Annotated in this window: 11 protein-coding genes; 8 read left to right on the top strand and 3 right to left on the bottom strand. The window is 68.5% G+C overall.

The window, feature by feature from the left end; translation table 11 throughout:
• Positions 1–22: 22 nt before the first annotated feature.
• The 3 genes from ACT2FV_RS14275 to ACT2FV_RS14265 form a co-directional block, all read right to left on the bottom strand.
• Entirely contained in the window at positions 23–1,423 is a 1,401-nt protein-coding gene (locus ACT2FV_RS14275; RefSeq protein ID WP_444504141.1) for an aspartate aminotransferase family protein, read from the bottom strand.
• 160 nt (positions 1,424–1,583) lie between these two features.
• The gene (locus tag ACT2FV_RS14270) at positions 1,584–2,510 is read right to left on the bottom strand and encodes a 2-hydroxyacid dehydrogenase (RefSeq protein WP_444504140.1); all 927 of its coding nucleotides are present in this window, start codon (positions 2,508–2,510) and stop codon (positions 1,584–1,586) included.
• 12 nt (positions 2,511–2,522) lie between these two features.
• Positions 2,523–3,383, bottom strand: a complete 861-nt coding sequence (locus ACT2FV_RS14265) for a GNAT family N-acetyltransferase (RefSeq protein WP_124901927.1) — start codon at positions 3,381–3,383, stop codon at positions 2,523–2,525.
• 479 nt (positions 3,384–3,862) lie between these two features.
• On the opposite strand from ACT2FV_RS14265, the gene ACT2FV_RS14260 reads away from it, so the two are divergent.
• From ACT2FV_RS14260 to ACT2FV_RS14225, 8 genes are all read left to right on the top strand, one after another.
• Positions 3,863–4,531: a haloacid dehalogenase type II gene (locus ACT2FV_RS14260; protein ID WP_059599594.1), complete on the top strand. Its 669-nt coding sequence runs from the start codon at positions 3,863–3,865 to the stop codon at positions 4,529–4,531.
• A 203-nt stretch (positions 4,532–4,734) separates the two neighbouring features.
• Positions 4,735–6,273, top strand: a complete 1,539-nt coding sequence (locus tag ACT2FV_RS14255; protein ID WP_444504139.1) for a methyl-accepting chemotaxis protein — start codon at positions 4,735–4,737, stop codon at positions 6,271–6,273.
• Between the two features lie 722 nt (positions 6,274–6,995).
• Positions 6,996–8,579 (top strand): ABC transporter substrate-binding protein, encoded by a 1,584-nt coding sequence (locus tag ACT2FV_RS14250; RefSeq protein ID WP_059599589.1) that lies wholly within the window; start codon positions 6,996–6,998, stop codon positions 8,577–8,579.
• A gap of 79 nt (positions 8,580–8,658) precedes the next feature.
• Entirely contained in the window at positions 8,659–9,612 is a 954-nt protein-coding gene (locus ACT2FV_RS14245; protein WP_059536198.1) for an ABC transporter permease, read from the top strand.
• A gap of 30 nt (positions 9,613–9,642) precedes the next feature.
• Complete coding sequence (locus ACT2FV_RS14240) at positions 9,643–10,602, top strand: ABC transporter permease (protein WP_124627518.1); 960 nt, start codon at positions 9,643–9,645, stop codon at positions 10,600–10,602.
• Positions 10,602–12,473, top strand: a complete 1,872-nt coding sequence (locus ACT2FV_RS14235; protein WP_444504138.1) for an ABC transporter ATP-binding protein — start codon at positions 10,602–10,604, stop codon at positions 12,471–12,473. Before ACT2FV_RS14240 ends, ACT2FV_RS14235 begins: the two co-directional genes overlap by 1 nt.
• 166 nt (positions 12,474–12,639) lie before the next feature.
• Positions 12,640–13,917, top strand: a complete 1,278-nt coding sequence (locus ACT2FV_RS14230) for an NAD(P)/FAD-dependent oxidoreductase (protein WP_151049325.1) — start codon at positions 12,640–12,642, stop codon at positions 13,915–13,917.
• Between the two features lie 183 nt (positions 13,918–14,100).
• Positions 14,101–14,556, top strand: coding sequence for a helix-turn-helix domain-containing protein (locus tag ACT2FV_RS14225; RefSeq protein WP_151049327.1), 456 nt, complete (start codon positions 14,101–14,103; stop codon positions 14,554–14,556).
• The last annotated feature ends 77 nt before the right edge of the window (positions 14,557–14,633 follow it).

Here is a 14,633-nt window from a genome sequence, read left to right as displayed (position 1 = left end):
AGCCCGGCTTTCCCTTGGCCGGTCAGGCCGGCTGCGCGTGCGCGGCGTCGAGCGCGCGCTGAACGCCCGCGTCGGCCAGCACGTCGTCGAGCGTCTTGCGCACGCGTTCGAACATCAGGTCGAACTCGCCCGCGCTGAAGCTCAGCGCCGGCGCGAAACCGAGCACGCCGTCGCCGAATGCGCGAAACACCACGCCGTTCGCGTACGCGGCGGCGGCAATCCTGTCGGGCACGTTCAGCGCAGGGTCGAAGCGCGTCTTGCGTGCCTTGTCGGCGACCAGCTCGAGCGCGCCGAGCAGCCCGACCGAACGGGCGTCGCCGACGAGCGGATGCGCGCGCAGCGCATCGAGCCCCGCGGCGAAACGCGGCGCCATCGCCTGGCCGTTCGCGAGCAGCCCGCCTTCGTGATAGAGCTTCAGCACCTCGAGGCCGATCGCCGCGCTGACCGGATGCGCGGAATACGTATGGCCGTGGCCGACCGCGGGCGAATCGGCGCGGCTGCCCGCGATCCCTTCGTAGATTTCATCGGACATCAGCACGGCCCCCATCGGCGCATAGCCGGCGGTCAGCCCCTTCGCGACGGTCATCAGGTCCGGGTCGACCTGCTCGGTCTCGCACGCGAACAACGGGCCCGTGCGGCCGAAGCCGGTGATCACCTCGTCGGCGACGAACAGGATGCCGAGGCGCCGGCAAGCCTCGCGCATCGCCTTCAGCCAGCCGGCCGGCGGCACGATCACGCCGCCGGAACCCTGCACGGGCTCGCAGAAGAAGGCCGCGACGTTGTCCGCGCCGAGTTCGGCGACTTTCGCTTCGAGCGCGGCGACCGACGCGGCGATCAGCGCCTGCGAATCGTTGCCGAGCGGGTGGCGATACGGGTAGGGCGACGGGATGTGGTGCTGGTCCGCGCGCGGCAGGTCGAAGTGACGGTGGAACGCGGGCAGCGCGGTGAGGCCGGCGCCGATCGACGACGAGCCGTGATAGCCGCGCTCGAGCGCGATCATGTGCTTTTTCGTCGGGCGGCCGGTTGCGTTGAAATAGTGCGTGATGAAACGCACCGCGGAGTCGATCGCATCCGAGCCGCCGAGCGTGAAGTACACGCGATTCAGCGACGGCGGCGCGAGCGCCGCGAGGCGCTCGGCCAGCTCGATCGCGGGTCGTGAGCCGAAATGGAAATAGCCGGTCGCGTAGGGCAGCTTCGCCATTTGTTCGGCGGCGGCCTTCACGATGCTGTCGCGGCCGTAGCCGACGTTCACGCACCACAGGCCCGAGAACGCATCGAGCAACGTGTGGCCGTCGGCGTCGCGCAGGAACACGCCTTCGGCGGATTCGAGCACGGTGACGCCGCGCGCCTCGTGCGCACGATAGTTGACGACAGGGTGGATCAGGTGTTGACGATCGGCTTCGATCAGCGCGGCTTGGTTCATGGCAGGGCGGGACTCTCGTCGGGTGTCAGCGTGAGGTCATGCTACCGGGCGAGAAATCCGCATGCGCCTTCAATTTGCGGCCTGAAACGTACGAAAGCGGTGTTTGCACGGGGCGCTTCGGCATTTTCTGCTGCGCGCCCCGCGGGGCCGGGCGCGCGCGTCAGTAGCCGCGTGCGCGATCGACGACGCCGATCATCGGCTGCCCCGCGCGATGGCGCGCGAGGTTTGCGAGCACGGCGTCGGCCGCGGTGTCGGGCCGCGTCGCGCTGGCGATGTGCGGCGTGATGCGAATGCGTGGATGCATCCAGAACGGGTGGCCGGCCGGCAAAGGCTCCGGGTCCGTCACGTCGAGGATCGCGCTGTCGAGGCGGCCGCTGCCGAGCGCGGCGAGCAGCGCGGTCGCATCGAGCTGCGGGCCGCGCCCGACCTGTACGAGCGATGCGCCGGCCGGCAGCGCGTCGAACACGCGCGCGCCGAGCAGGCCGCGCGTGTCGTCGGTGAGCGGCAGCAGGCAGATCAGAATGTCGGTTCGGGCCAGGAACGCGTCGAGCGCCGCGTCGCCCGCGTAGCAGTCGATGCCGTCGAGCGTGCGCGGCGTGCGGCTCCAGCCGGCGCACGGGAAGCCGAAGCGCAGCAGCGTGTCGAGCACGGCCTGCCCGAGCGTGCCGAGCCCGAGCACGCCGACGCGTCGCGACGCGGCGGCGCGCACCGGCTTCTCGCGCCACACGTGCTCGCGCTGCTGCGCCGCATAGTCGAACAGGTCGCGATGGATCGTCAGCACGGCCTGCGTTACGTATTCGACCATCCCCTCGACGATGCCAGGCTCGATCATCCGCACGACCGGGATGTGCGCGGGCACGCGCGACAGGTCGAACTGGTCGATGCCGGCGCCGACCGAAAACACGATTTCCAGATTCGGCAGCAGCGCTAACGGATCGTCGGGCGGCTGCCACGCGGCGAGATAGCGCACGGCCTTGGGGTCGCCGATGTCCGGCCAGATCCGGAACGCGAGGTCGGGCACCTGTTGCGCGAAGCGCTGCGCCCATTGCGCGCCGCGCACCGGGTCGGCCTTGTAGAGAAAGCTCATCGTGCGTGCGGTTCAGCCGAGCGCCTGGTTGACGATCGCGAACGCGCGCAGTGCCGGATCGCGGGCAGGTGCCGCGCCGCGCGCCATCGCGACGACGGTGTCGACGCGCGGCAGGCCGAGCCCCTGCAGCCAGTCCGACAGCCCGCTGTCGCCCGGCACGTCGACGCGCACGAACATGCCTTCGTGCAGCGCGAGCCAGTGGCTGATCAGCGCCTGCGCGCGCAGCGCGTCCGGTGCGATCACAGGGCCGATCACGTGGCCGCGACCGAAACGGCGAAAGAGCGCGAAGCCGAGCAGTTCGCCGTCGCGGTCGAGTGCGATCCCGTTGGCGACGCCGAGCAGCGCATCGATCACCGCATCGCGCGGGTAGCCGGCCGCGCGCGATGCGAGCGCGGCGAGGCGCGGACCGTCGTTGGTGCCGAGCGGGCGCAGCCGCTCGCCCGGCGGCAGCGAGATCAGCGGCGGCTGGAACGCGGCGCCCTGGTGCTGGTCGATCGTGCCGATCGCTGCGAAGCCGAACTTCACGTAGAGCGGTTCGCCGGACGGTGTCGCGTGCAGGAGGATCGTGCGCGTGCCGAGGCTGTCGACGACGCGCGCAAACAGTTCGCGGCCGATGCCGCGACCTTGGCGCTCGGGCGACACGATCACCATGCCGAGCGATGCGTGCGACTCGCCGAAGCGCCAGCCGAGCGCGGTGCCGACGATGCCGGATTCGTCTTCGGCGACGAAGCCGCTGCCGAGCTGGAATGCGAAGCGCCAGTCGTCGAGCCGGTGCGGCCACTTGACTGCTTCCGACAGCCGCAGCGCGGCAGGCAGGTCGGTCTCGGCGAAAGGACGATAGGTAAGCGTGCTGGAAGAATTGAGGTCGGCCACGCCGGACTCCGGATGGGTAGGAATGACATGTCGACTGTGCCAGCGCCACCACGGCGCGGATAGGACGATTCGCCTGTTTTCCGGCGGCGACGAGCGCGCGAGAGAGATCGACGCAAACCCGCTCGATCGGCGTGCGCGAACGCGCGGATCGTGCCGCCTCGGCCCGGCTTCCCGGCAGCTTCTGCTGCATGAACGCCAGTACGATGGAAGCGGGGTGGCGCGCCGCTCGCTGCCGCGCCGAACCGCGTGGCGGCCGCGCCGGGCACGCGCGTCGCGGTTTTGCGAGACCCGTCGGCAGGCCGGAGCGCACCGCCCGGAATCGCACCGCAGATCGTGCCGTGCAGCGCGCCCAACACGCGGTGATTCTGCGTTTTGACCGGCGTCGAACGATGCGCGAAGGACTTTTTGCCCTGATTCAATTTCGTACAACCCAGCCCGTCCCCGGCCCTGCCGGGGCTTCACACCGACAGGACGTCACCATGATCCAATTTGAACCGAAGTTCATCACGTTCGACTGCTACGGCACGCTGACCCGCTTCCGGATGGCGGAAATGGCGCGCGAGGTCTACGCGGACCGGCTGTCGCCGGTCGCGATGGAGGAATTCGTGCGCGCGTTCGCCGCCTATCGGCTCGACGAGGTGCTCGGGGCGTGGAAACCGTACCGCGACGTCGTCGTCAATGCGATCCGGCGCACCTGCGCGCGCATCGGCGTGCAGTTCGACGAGGCCGAGGCCGAGCGTTTCTATCATGCGGTGCCGACGTGGGGTCCGCATCCGGACGTCCCGGCCGGGCTTTCGCGGCTGGCCACGAAGTACAAGCTGGTGATCCTGTCCAACGCGTCGGACGACCAGATCATGAGCAACGTCGACAAGCTCGGCGCGCCGTTCCATGCGGTGTTCACCGCGCAGCAGGCGCAGTCGTACAAGCCGCGGATGCAGGGCTTCGAATACATGTTCGGCAAGCTCGGCTGCAAGCCGGAGGACGTGCTGCACGTGTCGTCGAGCCTGCGCTACGACCTGATGACGGCCGAGGACCTCGGCATCAAGCACAAGGCATTCGTGAACCGCGGCCACGAGCCGGGCACGCCGTTCTACAACTATTACGAGGTGTCGGACATCGGCCATCTCGCGACACAGCTCGGGCTGTAAGCGACGCCGCGCCGGCGTGGGGCCGCGTGCCCTGCGCGCGCGGCCGTGCCCGTCGCGATCGACCGGGGTGGCGCGATGGCCGTTCCGCCTTGCGCGTGCGATCACCGCACGAATCGAGGGTAATTACCGATACAGAGCCATTCAAGGCAGGGCCGCACGGGCCGATATATGTACCGAACGGTTAATATATCGAGGCCCTCCGCATGAAGTTGTCCACGAAACTGCTGATGCTCGTCGCCGCGGCGCTGCTCGGCGTTGCATTGCTTGCCGCGATGTCGCTGTATACGCTGCGCGACGCGCTGATCGACAGCCGTCGTGAAGAGATCGTCATTCTTCTGACCAAAGCCGAGCATCTGGTCGACGCGTATCGCGCGATGCAGGCGAACGGCACGCTCACGCCAGATCAGGCCCAGCAGCAGGCCAAGGCCGCGTTGTCCGCGCTCAATGCGAATTCGAAAAGCTACTACTGGGTGACGACGTCCGACGGCGTCAACCTCGTGCATCCGAACGCGAAGTTCATCGGCACCCGCGCCAAGGGCAACCGCACGACCAGCGGCATGACCGACAGCGAGGCGTACCGCGCCGGAATGGCCCAGGCGCATTTCGCGCTCGTCGACGTGCTGATCAAGCGCAGCCCGGACGCGGACGTGGAGCCGAAACTCCAGGGCGTGGTCGCCATTCCGGAGTGGGACTGGTGGATCGGCACGGGATTCTTCTACGACGACATCAATGCCGCGTTTACGCGGCTCGTGCAGGTGCTGGGCGCCATCACGCTCGTCATCGCCGCGGCGCTCGCGGCGATCGCGTGGGGGGTGTTGCGCAGCGTCCGGCGCACGCTCGGCGGCGAGCCGGCGCATGCGACGCACATTGCGGCCCGCATCGCCGCCGGCGAACTGGACGTGCAGTTCGATACGGCGAACGCCGCGCCGGGCAGCCTGCTCGTCGCGCTCGCCGACATGAAGGCCCGACTGACCGAGACCATCGCCGAAATCCAGACCACGACCCACTCGATTGCCGTCGGCACCGGCGAGATCGCGCAAGGCAATCTGGACTTGTCGCAGCGCACGGAGGAACAGGCCGCGTCGCTGCAGCAAACGGCCGCCAGCATGGAGCAGATCACGTCGACGGTCAAACAGAATGCCGACAATGCACGTCAGGCGAATGCGCTCGTGACCCACGCGAAGGAGGCGACCGAACTCGGCGGCGCTGCGGTGCGCGAAGTCGTCGAAACGATGCGGCAGATTTCGGACGGATCGGTGCGGATCGCCGACATTACCGTCGTGATCGAAAGCATCGCGTTCCAGACGAACATTCTCGCGCTCAACGCCGCGGTCGAGGCCGCGCGGGCCGGCGAGGAAGGGCGCGGGTTCGCTGTCGTGGCCTCGGAGGTCCGCTCGCTCGCGCAACGCAGCGCGGCGGCCGCGAAAGACATCAAGGGATTGATCGAGGCGTCGGTCGAGCGGGTCGGCAGCGGCAGCCGGCTCGTCGAGACAGCGGGCGCGCGCATGACGGAGATCGTGCGGTCGATCGACCGGGTGGCCGACATCATGGGCGAGATTTCAGCGGCATCCGCCGAGCAAAGCACCGGCATCGAGCAGGTCGGCCTGGCGGTCGCGCAAATGGACGAAGTGACCCAGCAGAATGCCGCGCTGGTGGAGCAGGCTGCCGCTGCCGCGTCCTCGCTGGATGAACAGGCGGCACGCTTGCGGGCCGCCGTATCGGTGTTCAGGCTGGCTGCCTGACGGCCGCGTGCCGGCATCCGCCGGCAACGACATCATCGCGTCTCCCTCACGCCACGCCGGCATGTGTCCGGCGTGCGCGCCGACAAGCCGACACGCCGGCATCGACCGCATCGACTGCATCGACTGCATCGACTGCATCGTGGCGGGAAATCACGGCCTGGTGGCCCGTCACGGGTTCGTTCCCGGCATCGGGCAACCCGGCCGTCTTCCCGTTATCCGGCACAGCCGCCTCGAAGTCGCCGCAATCTCCCGATCTTTCAGGCTCAAGGCGTCCTCACGGCCGGCACCCGCTGTCGCATGTGCACGTGGCGTTCCGGTCGTTTCGGGCACTGCGGGCCGCGAGTGCGCATTCCACGCAAACATGCTGTTTGAGGGAGCCGAACGCGCTTCGGATGCTGAACGGCCAATTTTGTCGGCGCAATCTGCCGCGTGCATCACTTTACGATTTCCTTCGTCGCGCACGCGCTGCGCAGCGTCGCGACGCGGCATCGAGCAAACGGCGGCACGCGTGGTCACGCAGCAAATCATGCTGCGCAGGTGGCCCAAAACGGTCGAATCGTGTCGTGCAGCCGCCCCGAATCGCGACAACCCGCATTTTGGCGATGCTTAAATGAACTCAATGCGCACGACGTCGTGTTCGCCACCAGCAGGCAGGCGCGGCGGGTTTTCTCGAACCACGCTGGATCCCAGGACCCCACTTTCCACAGTCAGGAGCAGTTCGGATGAGCGACGATATCGACAACGGCGGCAAGGGCGGCATCACGCGCCGCGACATGATGCGGGTCATGGCGGCGAGCGGCATGATGGCCGTCGGTGGCGGCGGCCTGCTGACCGGCATGCAATCCGCGTTCGCCGCGCCCGCGCCGAAGCGCGGCGGCAAGATCCGGGTCGCGAACGAATCGAGTTCGACGGCCGATACGCTCGACCCGGCCAAGGGCTCGACGGGCGCCGACTACATTCGATTCTTCATGTTCTACAGCGGCCTCACGCAGCTCGATGCGAGCCTGACGCCGCAAATGAATCTCGCCCAGTCGTTGCAGACGACCGACGCGAAAACGTGGGTCATCAAGCTGCGCAAGGGCGTCACGTTCCACGACGGGAAACCGGTCGGGCCGGCCGACGTGGTGTTCTCGCTGATGCGCCACAAGAACGCGGCCACCGCCTCGAAGGTCAAGCCGCTCGCCGATCAGTTCGCCGATGCGAAAGCGAGCGGCCCGGACGAGGTCACGCTCACGCTCGCCAGCGCGAACGCTGATCTGCCGGTGATCCTCGCGACGCCGCAGCTCGTGATCGTCAAGGACGGCACGACCGACTTCAGCACCGGCATCGGCTGCGGCCCGTACAAGCTGAAGTCGTTCAAGCCGGGCGTGTCGACCGTCGGCGTGCGCAACGACAGCTACTTCAAGCCGGGGATGCCGTATCTCGACGAGATCGAGCTGATCGGCATCAGCGACAGCGCCGCGCGCCTGAACGCGCTGCTGTCGGGCGACGTGCACCTGATCAACGCGATCGATCCGCGCTCGACGCAGCGGGTCGCGTCGACGCCGGGCTATGCGCTGCAGGAAACCAAGTCAGGGCTCTATACCGACCTGATCGTGCGTAGCGACAACCCCATCACCGCGAACCCGGATTTCGTCGAAGGGATGAAGTACCTGTTCGATCGCGAGCAGATCCGCTCGGCGGTGTTTCGCGGCTACGCGGTGATCGGCAACGACCAGCCGATCCCGCCGGGGCATCGCTACTTCAACGCATCGCTGCCGCAGCGGCCGCACGATCCGGACAAGGCGAAGTTCCTGTTCCAGAAGGCGGGCGCACTGGGCGCCACGCTGCCGCCGATCTATGCGACGTCCGACGCGAACGGGTCGATCGAAATGGCCGTGCTGCTGCAGCAGGCCGGCCAGAAGATCGGGCTGAACCTGCAGGTGAACCGCGTGTCGCCCGACGGCTACTGGTCGAACCACTGGATGAAGCATCCGCTCGGCTTCGGCAACATCAACCCGCGCTCGAGCGCCGACGTGTTGTTCACGCAGTTCTTCAAGTCGGACGCGCCGTGGAACGAGTCGGGCTGGAAGAATGCGAAGTTCGACCAGTTGCTGCTCGCCGCGCGATCGGAAACCGACGACGCGAAGCGCAAGCAGATGTACGGCGACATGCAGGTGCTCGTCGCGCAGCAGTGCCGGGTCGGCATTCCGGCCTTCATCAGCTTCCTCGACGGCTACGACAAGCGGCTCGCCGGTCTCGGCTCGATTCCGACCGGCGGAATGATGGGCTTCATGTTCGCCGAGCACGTGTGGTGGAACGCCTGAGCACGACGCGTGCCGCCGCCGCGCGACCAGTGCGGGCCCTCGCCCTGGTCGCGCGCGAATTTTTCCGGAGTGCCGCTTCATGAATCGAATCCTGCTCGGGCTGATCGGCCGGCGCATCGCGGTTACCGCGCTGACGCTGCTGATCGTGTCCGCGATCATCTTCACGATCACGAACCTGCTGCCGGGCGACGCCGCGCAGGCCGCGCTCGGCCAGTCCGCGACGCCGGAGACGGTCGCCGCGCTGCGTCAGCAGTTCGGCCTCGATATGCCGGCCCACGTGCGCTACCTGCACTGGCTCGCGGGGCTGCTGCACGGCGATTTCGGCCGCTCGCTGTCGGGCGACATGCCGGTGTCTGAGATGATCGGCGGACGTCTGCCGAAGTCGCTCGCGCTCGCGGCGATCACGACCGCCGTGTCGGTGCCGATCGCGCTGCTGCTCGGGATCCTCGCGGCGGTCAAGCGCGAGTCGGTGGTCGATCGCGTGATCAGCCTCGGCACGCTGTCGCTCGTCGCAACGCCGGAATTCCTGATCGCGACGGTCGCCGTGCTCGTGCTGGCCGTGAAGCTGCACTGGCTGTCTGCGCTGTCGTACAGCGGCCCGATCGAAAGCCTGCACGATTTCCTGCGCGCGTATGCGATGCCGGTGCTGACGCTGTGCGCGGTCGTGATCGCGCAGATGGCACGGATGACGCGCGCCGCGGTGATCGAGCAGCTGAGCGCGTCGTACGTCGAGATGGCCGTGCTCAAGGGCGCGAGCCCCGCGCGCGTCGTGCTGCGCCATGCGCTGCCGAACGCGATCGGCCCGATCGCCAATGCGGTCGCGCTGAGCCTGTCGTATCTGCTCGGCGGCGTGATCGTCGTCGAGACGATCTTCAACTATCCGGGGCTCGCGAGCCTGATGGTCGATGCCGTCGGCAACCGCGATTTCCCGCTGGTCCAGGCGTGCACGCTGATCTTCTGCGTCGCCTATCTGACGCTCGTGCTGTTCGCCGACCTGTGCTCGATCGTGTCGAACCCGAGACTGCGGACCTGAGCGTCCCGTCCTCCTTCCGAGATGCCGCCCATGCACCCGACCGAACCCGTTCAACGCAGCAGCGCGCTGCCGCCTTCCGGCGATCAGCCTCCGCCGTGGAGCGGCGCGACGCCGCCCGCCGCGCCCGCCCCCGACCAGCCGCGCAAGCGCCGCGCCGCGCGTGTGAAACTGACGACCGGCGGCCGCGTCGGCCTGTCGATGGTCGGCCTGATGCTGTTCATCGCGGCGTTCGCGCCGCTGCTCGCGCCGCACGACGTCGGCGCGATCGTCACGCCCGACGTGTTCGCGCCGTTCAGCGCGAAGCTGCCGTTCGGCTCCGACTTTCTCGGCCGGGACATGCTGAGCCGGATCCTGTACGGCACGCGCCTGACCGTGCTGCTCGCGCTCGCGGCGGTGTTGCTCGCCGCGCTGACCGGCACGACGCTCGGGCTGCTCGCGACCGTCTCGGGCCGCGCGGTCGACGAGACGATGAGCCGGCTGCTCGATGCGCTCACGTCGATTCCGTCGAAGATGTTCGCGCTGATGTTCGTCGCCGCGTTCGGCTCGTCGCTGCCGCTCCTGGTCCTGACCGCCGCGGTCAGCTACATGCCGGGCTCGTACCGGATCGCACGGGCGCTGGCGGTCAACATCAGCACGCTCGAGTTCGTGCAGGTCGCGCGGGCCCGCGGCGAGAGCGCGCTGTACATCGCGTGCGTCGAGATGTTGCCGAACATGATCCACCCGATGCTGGCCGATACCGGGCTGCGCTTCACGTTCGTCGTGCTGCTGCTGAGCGGCCTGAGCTTTCTCGGGCTCGGCGTGCAGCCGCCGTACGCGGACCTCGGCTCGCTGGTGCGCGAGAACATCGCGAGCCTCGGCGACGGCTCGGCCGTCGCGATCATGCCCGCGGTCGCAATCGCGATCCTGACGGTGGGCGTCAACCTGTTGATCGACGGCCTGCCGCATCGCGGCCGCCGCAAGGGTGCGGCCGCTGCCGCGGGAGAACACTGATGCGAGATGAATCGACTCCGCTCGTCGAGGTGCGCGGGCTGCGCGTCGTCGGCGGCCGGCCGGGCGGCGAGGAAACGACGATCGTCCACGGCGTCGACTTCGAGATCGGGCGCGGCGAGGTGCTCGCGCTGATCGGCGAGTCCGGCTCCGGCAAGACGACGATCGCGCTGTCGCTGATGGGCCATGCGCGTGCCGGCTGCCGGATCGCCGGCGGGTCCGTGAAGCTCGGCGGCGTGGACGTCTGCACGTTGCCGGCGCCGGCGCTGGCCGCGCTGCGCGGGCGCAAGGTCGCGTATATCGCGCAGAGCGCGGCCGCCGCGTTCAACCCGTCGCGCACGATTCTCGACCAGGTGATCGAGAGCGCGCTGATCCACAAGACGATGACGAAGCGCGATGCGCAGGCGAAGGCGGTCGAGCTGTTCCGCGCGCTCGCGCTGCCCGAGCCGGAGACGATCGGCAGGCGCTATCCGCACCAGGTGTCGGGTGGCCAGCTGCAGCGGCTGATGGCCGCGATGGCGCTGATCACAGATCCGGAGCTGGTGATCCTCGATGAGCCGACCACCGCGCTCGACGTCACCACGCAGATCGACGTGCTGCAGGCGTTCAAGAGCGTGATCCGGCGCTGCGGGATGAGCGCGGTGTACGTGTCGCACGATCTGGCGGTGGTCGCGCAAATGGCCGACCGGATCGTCGTGCTGAGCGATGGCGTGATCCGCGAATCGGGCGACACCGAACAGATCCTGCATGCGCCGACGCATCCGTACACGCAGAGCCTGATCGCGGCGGTCACGCCGAGCGATGCCGAACGTGATGCGCTAGCGGCGAGCGCCGCGCCGGCGCCGCTGCTCGACGTGCGCGGCGCGGTCGCCGGCTACGGCGGCCGTACCGCGAAAGGCTTTCCCGCGAAGGTGATCCTTCACGAAGTGGACCTGCGCATCGGGCGCGGGCAGACGGTCGGCGTGATCGGCGAATCGGGCTCGGGCAAGACGACGCTCGCGAAGGTGATCGCGGGCCTCGTGCCGGCGACGGCCGGGCAGATCCTGCTCGACGGCGAGCCGCTCGCGCTCGACATCGGCAAGCGCACCAAGGAGCAGCACCGCCGCGTGCAGATCGTGTTCCAGAACGCCGATACCGCGCTCAATCCGGTGCATACCGTCGAGCGCACGCTGGCGCGGCCGCTCGCGTTCTATCACGGGATCAAGGGCGCGCGTGCACGGCAGCGCGTCGCGGAACTGCTGGAACTCGTGCGGCTGCCGCAGGCGGTCGCCGCGCGGCGTACCGGCGAGCTGTCCGGCGGGCAGAAGCAGCGCGTGAACCTCGCGCGCGCGCTGGCGGCCGAGCCTGACCTGATCCTGTGCGACGAGGTCACGTCGGCACTCGACACCGTGGTCGGCGCCGCGATCATGGACCTGCTGCGCGACCTGCAGGCGAAGCTCGGCGTGTCGTACGTGTTCATCACGCACGATATCGCGAAGGTGCGCGCGATCAGCGACGACATCGTCGTGCTGTACGCGGGCCGCCGCGTCGAAACCGGCAGCCGCGATGCGCTGTGCGCGCCGCCTTACCACCCGTATTCGCACCTGCTCGTGTCGTCGGCACCGGAGTTGCGCGCGGGCTGGCTCGACGATGCGGCCGAGCGCTGCCACCGGCCGCTGGTGCCGATCGGCGCGAGCGCCGACGATGTCGAGCTGTGTCCGTTCCTGTCGCGCTGCGCGATGCGGGTGGACGGCGTGTGCAACCGCACCGCGCCCGCGCTGCGCACGCTCGAGAACGGCGCGCAGGTGCTGTGCCATCGCAGCGAGGAAGACCTCGCGCGCTTCCAGGCCGAGCCGGCGGCGGGCGTCGCGCCGGTGCAGCCGGTGCGTCTGTAGCGCGCCGCGCGGCCTTCCGCATAGTGTGCTGCGGCGGTCGTGCAAAACGGTGGATCGTGCGCGCGCCGTGCGCGAATACGCGGCAACTGCGCTTTTTGACGGTGATTAAATGACTTTCAACGGGCGATCGCCAATCGCTGTCGCCGGAATGCTCGACAAGGATCCGATGAAATTCGAATCGTACTGGCTGGATACCCGCCCCGCGTTTCGTGCCGGCTGCGAAGGGCCCGTGGAAGGGCGCGCCGACGTGGTCGTGATCGGCGGCGGCTTCACCGGCCTGTCGGCGGCGCTTGCGCTGGCACAGCGCGGCGTATCGGTGATCGTGCTGGAAGCCGCGCAGATCGCGGGCGAAGCGTCCGGCCGCAACGGTGGCCAGTGCAATACGGGTGTCGCGCAGGACTACGCGTCGCTGGCCGCACGCATCGGCGCCGAGCCGGCGAAGCAGTTCTATCGCGCCTACGAAAGTGCGGTGAAGAGCGTCGAGACGATCGTCGCCGAGCATGCGATCGAGTGCGACTTTCGGCGGGCGGGCAAGCTGAAGCTCGCGGCGAAACCGCAGCATTTCGCGGGACTCGCGAAGACGTTCGACGCATTGCGGCGCGACGTCGATCCGGATATCGAACTGATCGAGCCGTCGCGAATCCGCGATGAAATCGCGTCCGACGGTTTCCACGGCGGGCTGTTGCAACGCAATGGCGTGCAGATGCACATGGGCAAGTTCGGCGTCGGGTTGGCGCAGGCGGCCGTGCGAGCCGGCGCACGCATCTACGAGCACGCGGCCGTCACGCGACTCGATCGGATCGACGGCGAGCGCCACACGATCACCAGCACGCGCGGCACGCTCGTCGCCGATCGCGTGCTGGTCGCGACCGGCGCGTCGCAGCATGGCCCGTTCGCGTGGTTCCGGCGGCGCATCGCGCCGGTCGGCAGTTTCATCGTCGTCACCGAGCCGCTGCCCGACGCGCAGTTGTACCGGCTGTTCCCGCATCGCCGCGCATACGTGACGTCGCGCCAGATCGGCAACTACTTCCGCGTGACGCCCGACAACCGGCTGCTGTTCGGCGGCCGCGCGCGCTTCGCGATGTCGAGCCCGCGCTCCGACGCAAAAAGCGGCGAGATCCTGCGCGCCGGCATGGCCGGCTATTTTCCGGAACTCGCGAACGTGCGGCTCGATTACTGCTGGGGCGGGCTGGTCGACATCACCGCCGACCGGCTGCCGCGCGCGGGTCAGCACGACGGGCTCTATTACTCGATGGGCTACAGCGGCCACGGCGTGCAGATGTCCGTGCACATGGGCCGCGTGATGGCCGACGTGCTGTACGGCGCGGCCGCGTCGAATCCGTGGCGCGAACTCGACTGGCCGGCGATGCCCGGCCATTTCGGGCAAGCGTGGTTCCTGCCGTTCGTCGGCGCGTATTACCGGATGCAGGATTTCCTGCACTGAAGCGGCTGCCTCGGGAAGATTCGATATGAACGCACGATTCGTTTGCCTGCTCGCCGCCGAAGAACGTCGCCGCGACGGGACGGGCGTCGGTGACACGATGGCCTCGTTGATCGAGCGATGCTCGATCGCGCATTTCGCCGCACAAGGCGCGACCGTTGAGACGATTGCATGAGGACGGCGAGCATGGCCACCCTGTTCCACGATTTTCCTGAAGGCGCGACGCCGCGCGCACTGCGTATTCCGCAGCCCGTCTCGCCAGCGATCGGCGACGTGCTGCGCACGATCGATGCATCGTTCGCGCAGCCGCTGAACCTCGACACGCTCGCGGCGGTGGCCGGACTGAGCGTGTCGAGGTTCACGGCGCGCTTTCGCAGCGAAGTCGGCTTGTCGCCGCACCGGTATCTGTGTCTCGTGCGTGTGCGGCGTGCGCAGGATTTGCTGCGCGCCGGTCTGGCGCCGTCGGTCGTCGCGACCGAGGTCGGCTTCTTCGATCAGAGCCATCTGTGCCGGCATTTCCGGCGGGTGCTCGGGATTACGCCGCGCGATTACGTGGTCGCCCGGGCGGGTGATGCGCCGGCGCGAACGTCGTCGATGCGCGCGCATGCCGAACGCAGCGAAGCGTCGCGTCACGCCGCGTAGGCGCGGCGCGGGCGACGCCCGCGAACAACGATTTCCGATACCGCGCGACGGGTTGTCGACAACATCGCCGCGCACCG

Source organism: Burkholderia sp. PR2 (genome assembly GCF_052372875.1).
GTDB lineage: Bacteria > Pseudomonadota > Gammaproteobacteria > Burkholderiales > Burkholderiaceae > Burkholderia > Burkholderia diffusa.
The sequence above is the reverse complement of the archived record's forward strand: the minus strand, read 5'-3'. Positions and strand labels throughout refer to the sequence as shown.

Excerpts from the sequence above, each read along its gene's own strand:
- ACT2FV_RS14255 (WP_444504139.1), top strand. The coding sequence starts at position 4,735 with ATGAAGTTGTCCACGAAACTGCTGATGCTCGTCGCCGCGGCGCTGCTC.
- ACT2FV_RS14250 (WP_059599589.1), top strand. The coding sequence starts at position 6,996 with ATGAGCGACGATATCGACAACGGCGGCAAGGGCGGCATCACGCGCCGC.
- ACT2FV_RS14245 (WP_059536198.1), top strand. The coding sequence starts at position 8,659 with ATGAATCGAATCCTGCTCGGGCTGATCGGCCGGCGCATCGCGGTTACC.
- ACT2FV_RS14260 (WP_059599594.1), top strand. The coding sequence starts at position 3,863 with ATGATCCAATTTGAACCGAAGTTCATCACGTTCGACTGCTACGGCACG.
- ACT2FV_RS14275 (WP_444504141.1), bottom strand. The coding sequence starts at position 1,423 with ATGAACCAAGCCGCGCTGATCGAAGCCGATCGTCAACACCTGATCCAC.
- ACT2FV_RS14240 (WP_124627518.1), top strand. The coding sequence starts at position 9,643 with ATGCACCCGACCGAACCCGTTCAACGCAGCAGCGCGCTGCCGCCTTCC.
- ACT2FV_RS14235 (WP_444504138.1), top strand. The coding sequence starts at position 10,602 with ATGCGAGATGAATCGACTCCGCTCGTCGAGGTGCGCGGGCTGCGCGTC.
- ACT2FV_RS14225 (WP_151049327.1), top strand. The coding sequence starts at position 14,101 with ATGGCCACCCTGTTCCACGATTTTCCTGAAGGCGCGACGCCGCGCGCA.
- ACT2FV_RS14270 (WP_444504140.1), bottom strand. The coding sequence starts at position 2,510 with ATGAGCTTTCTCTACAAGGCCGACCCGGTGCGCGGCGCGCAATGGGCG.
- ACT2FV_RS14230 (WP_151049325.1), top strand. The coding sequence starts at position 12,640 with ATGAAATTCGAATCGTACTGGCTGGATACCCGCCCCGCGTTTCGTGCC.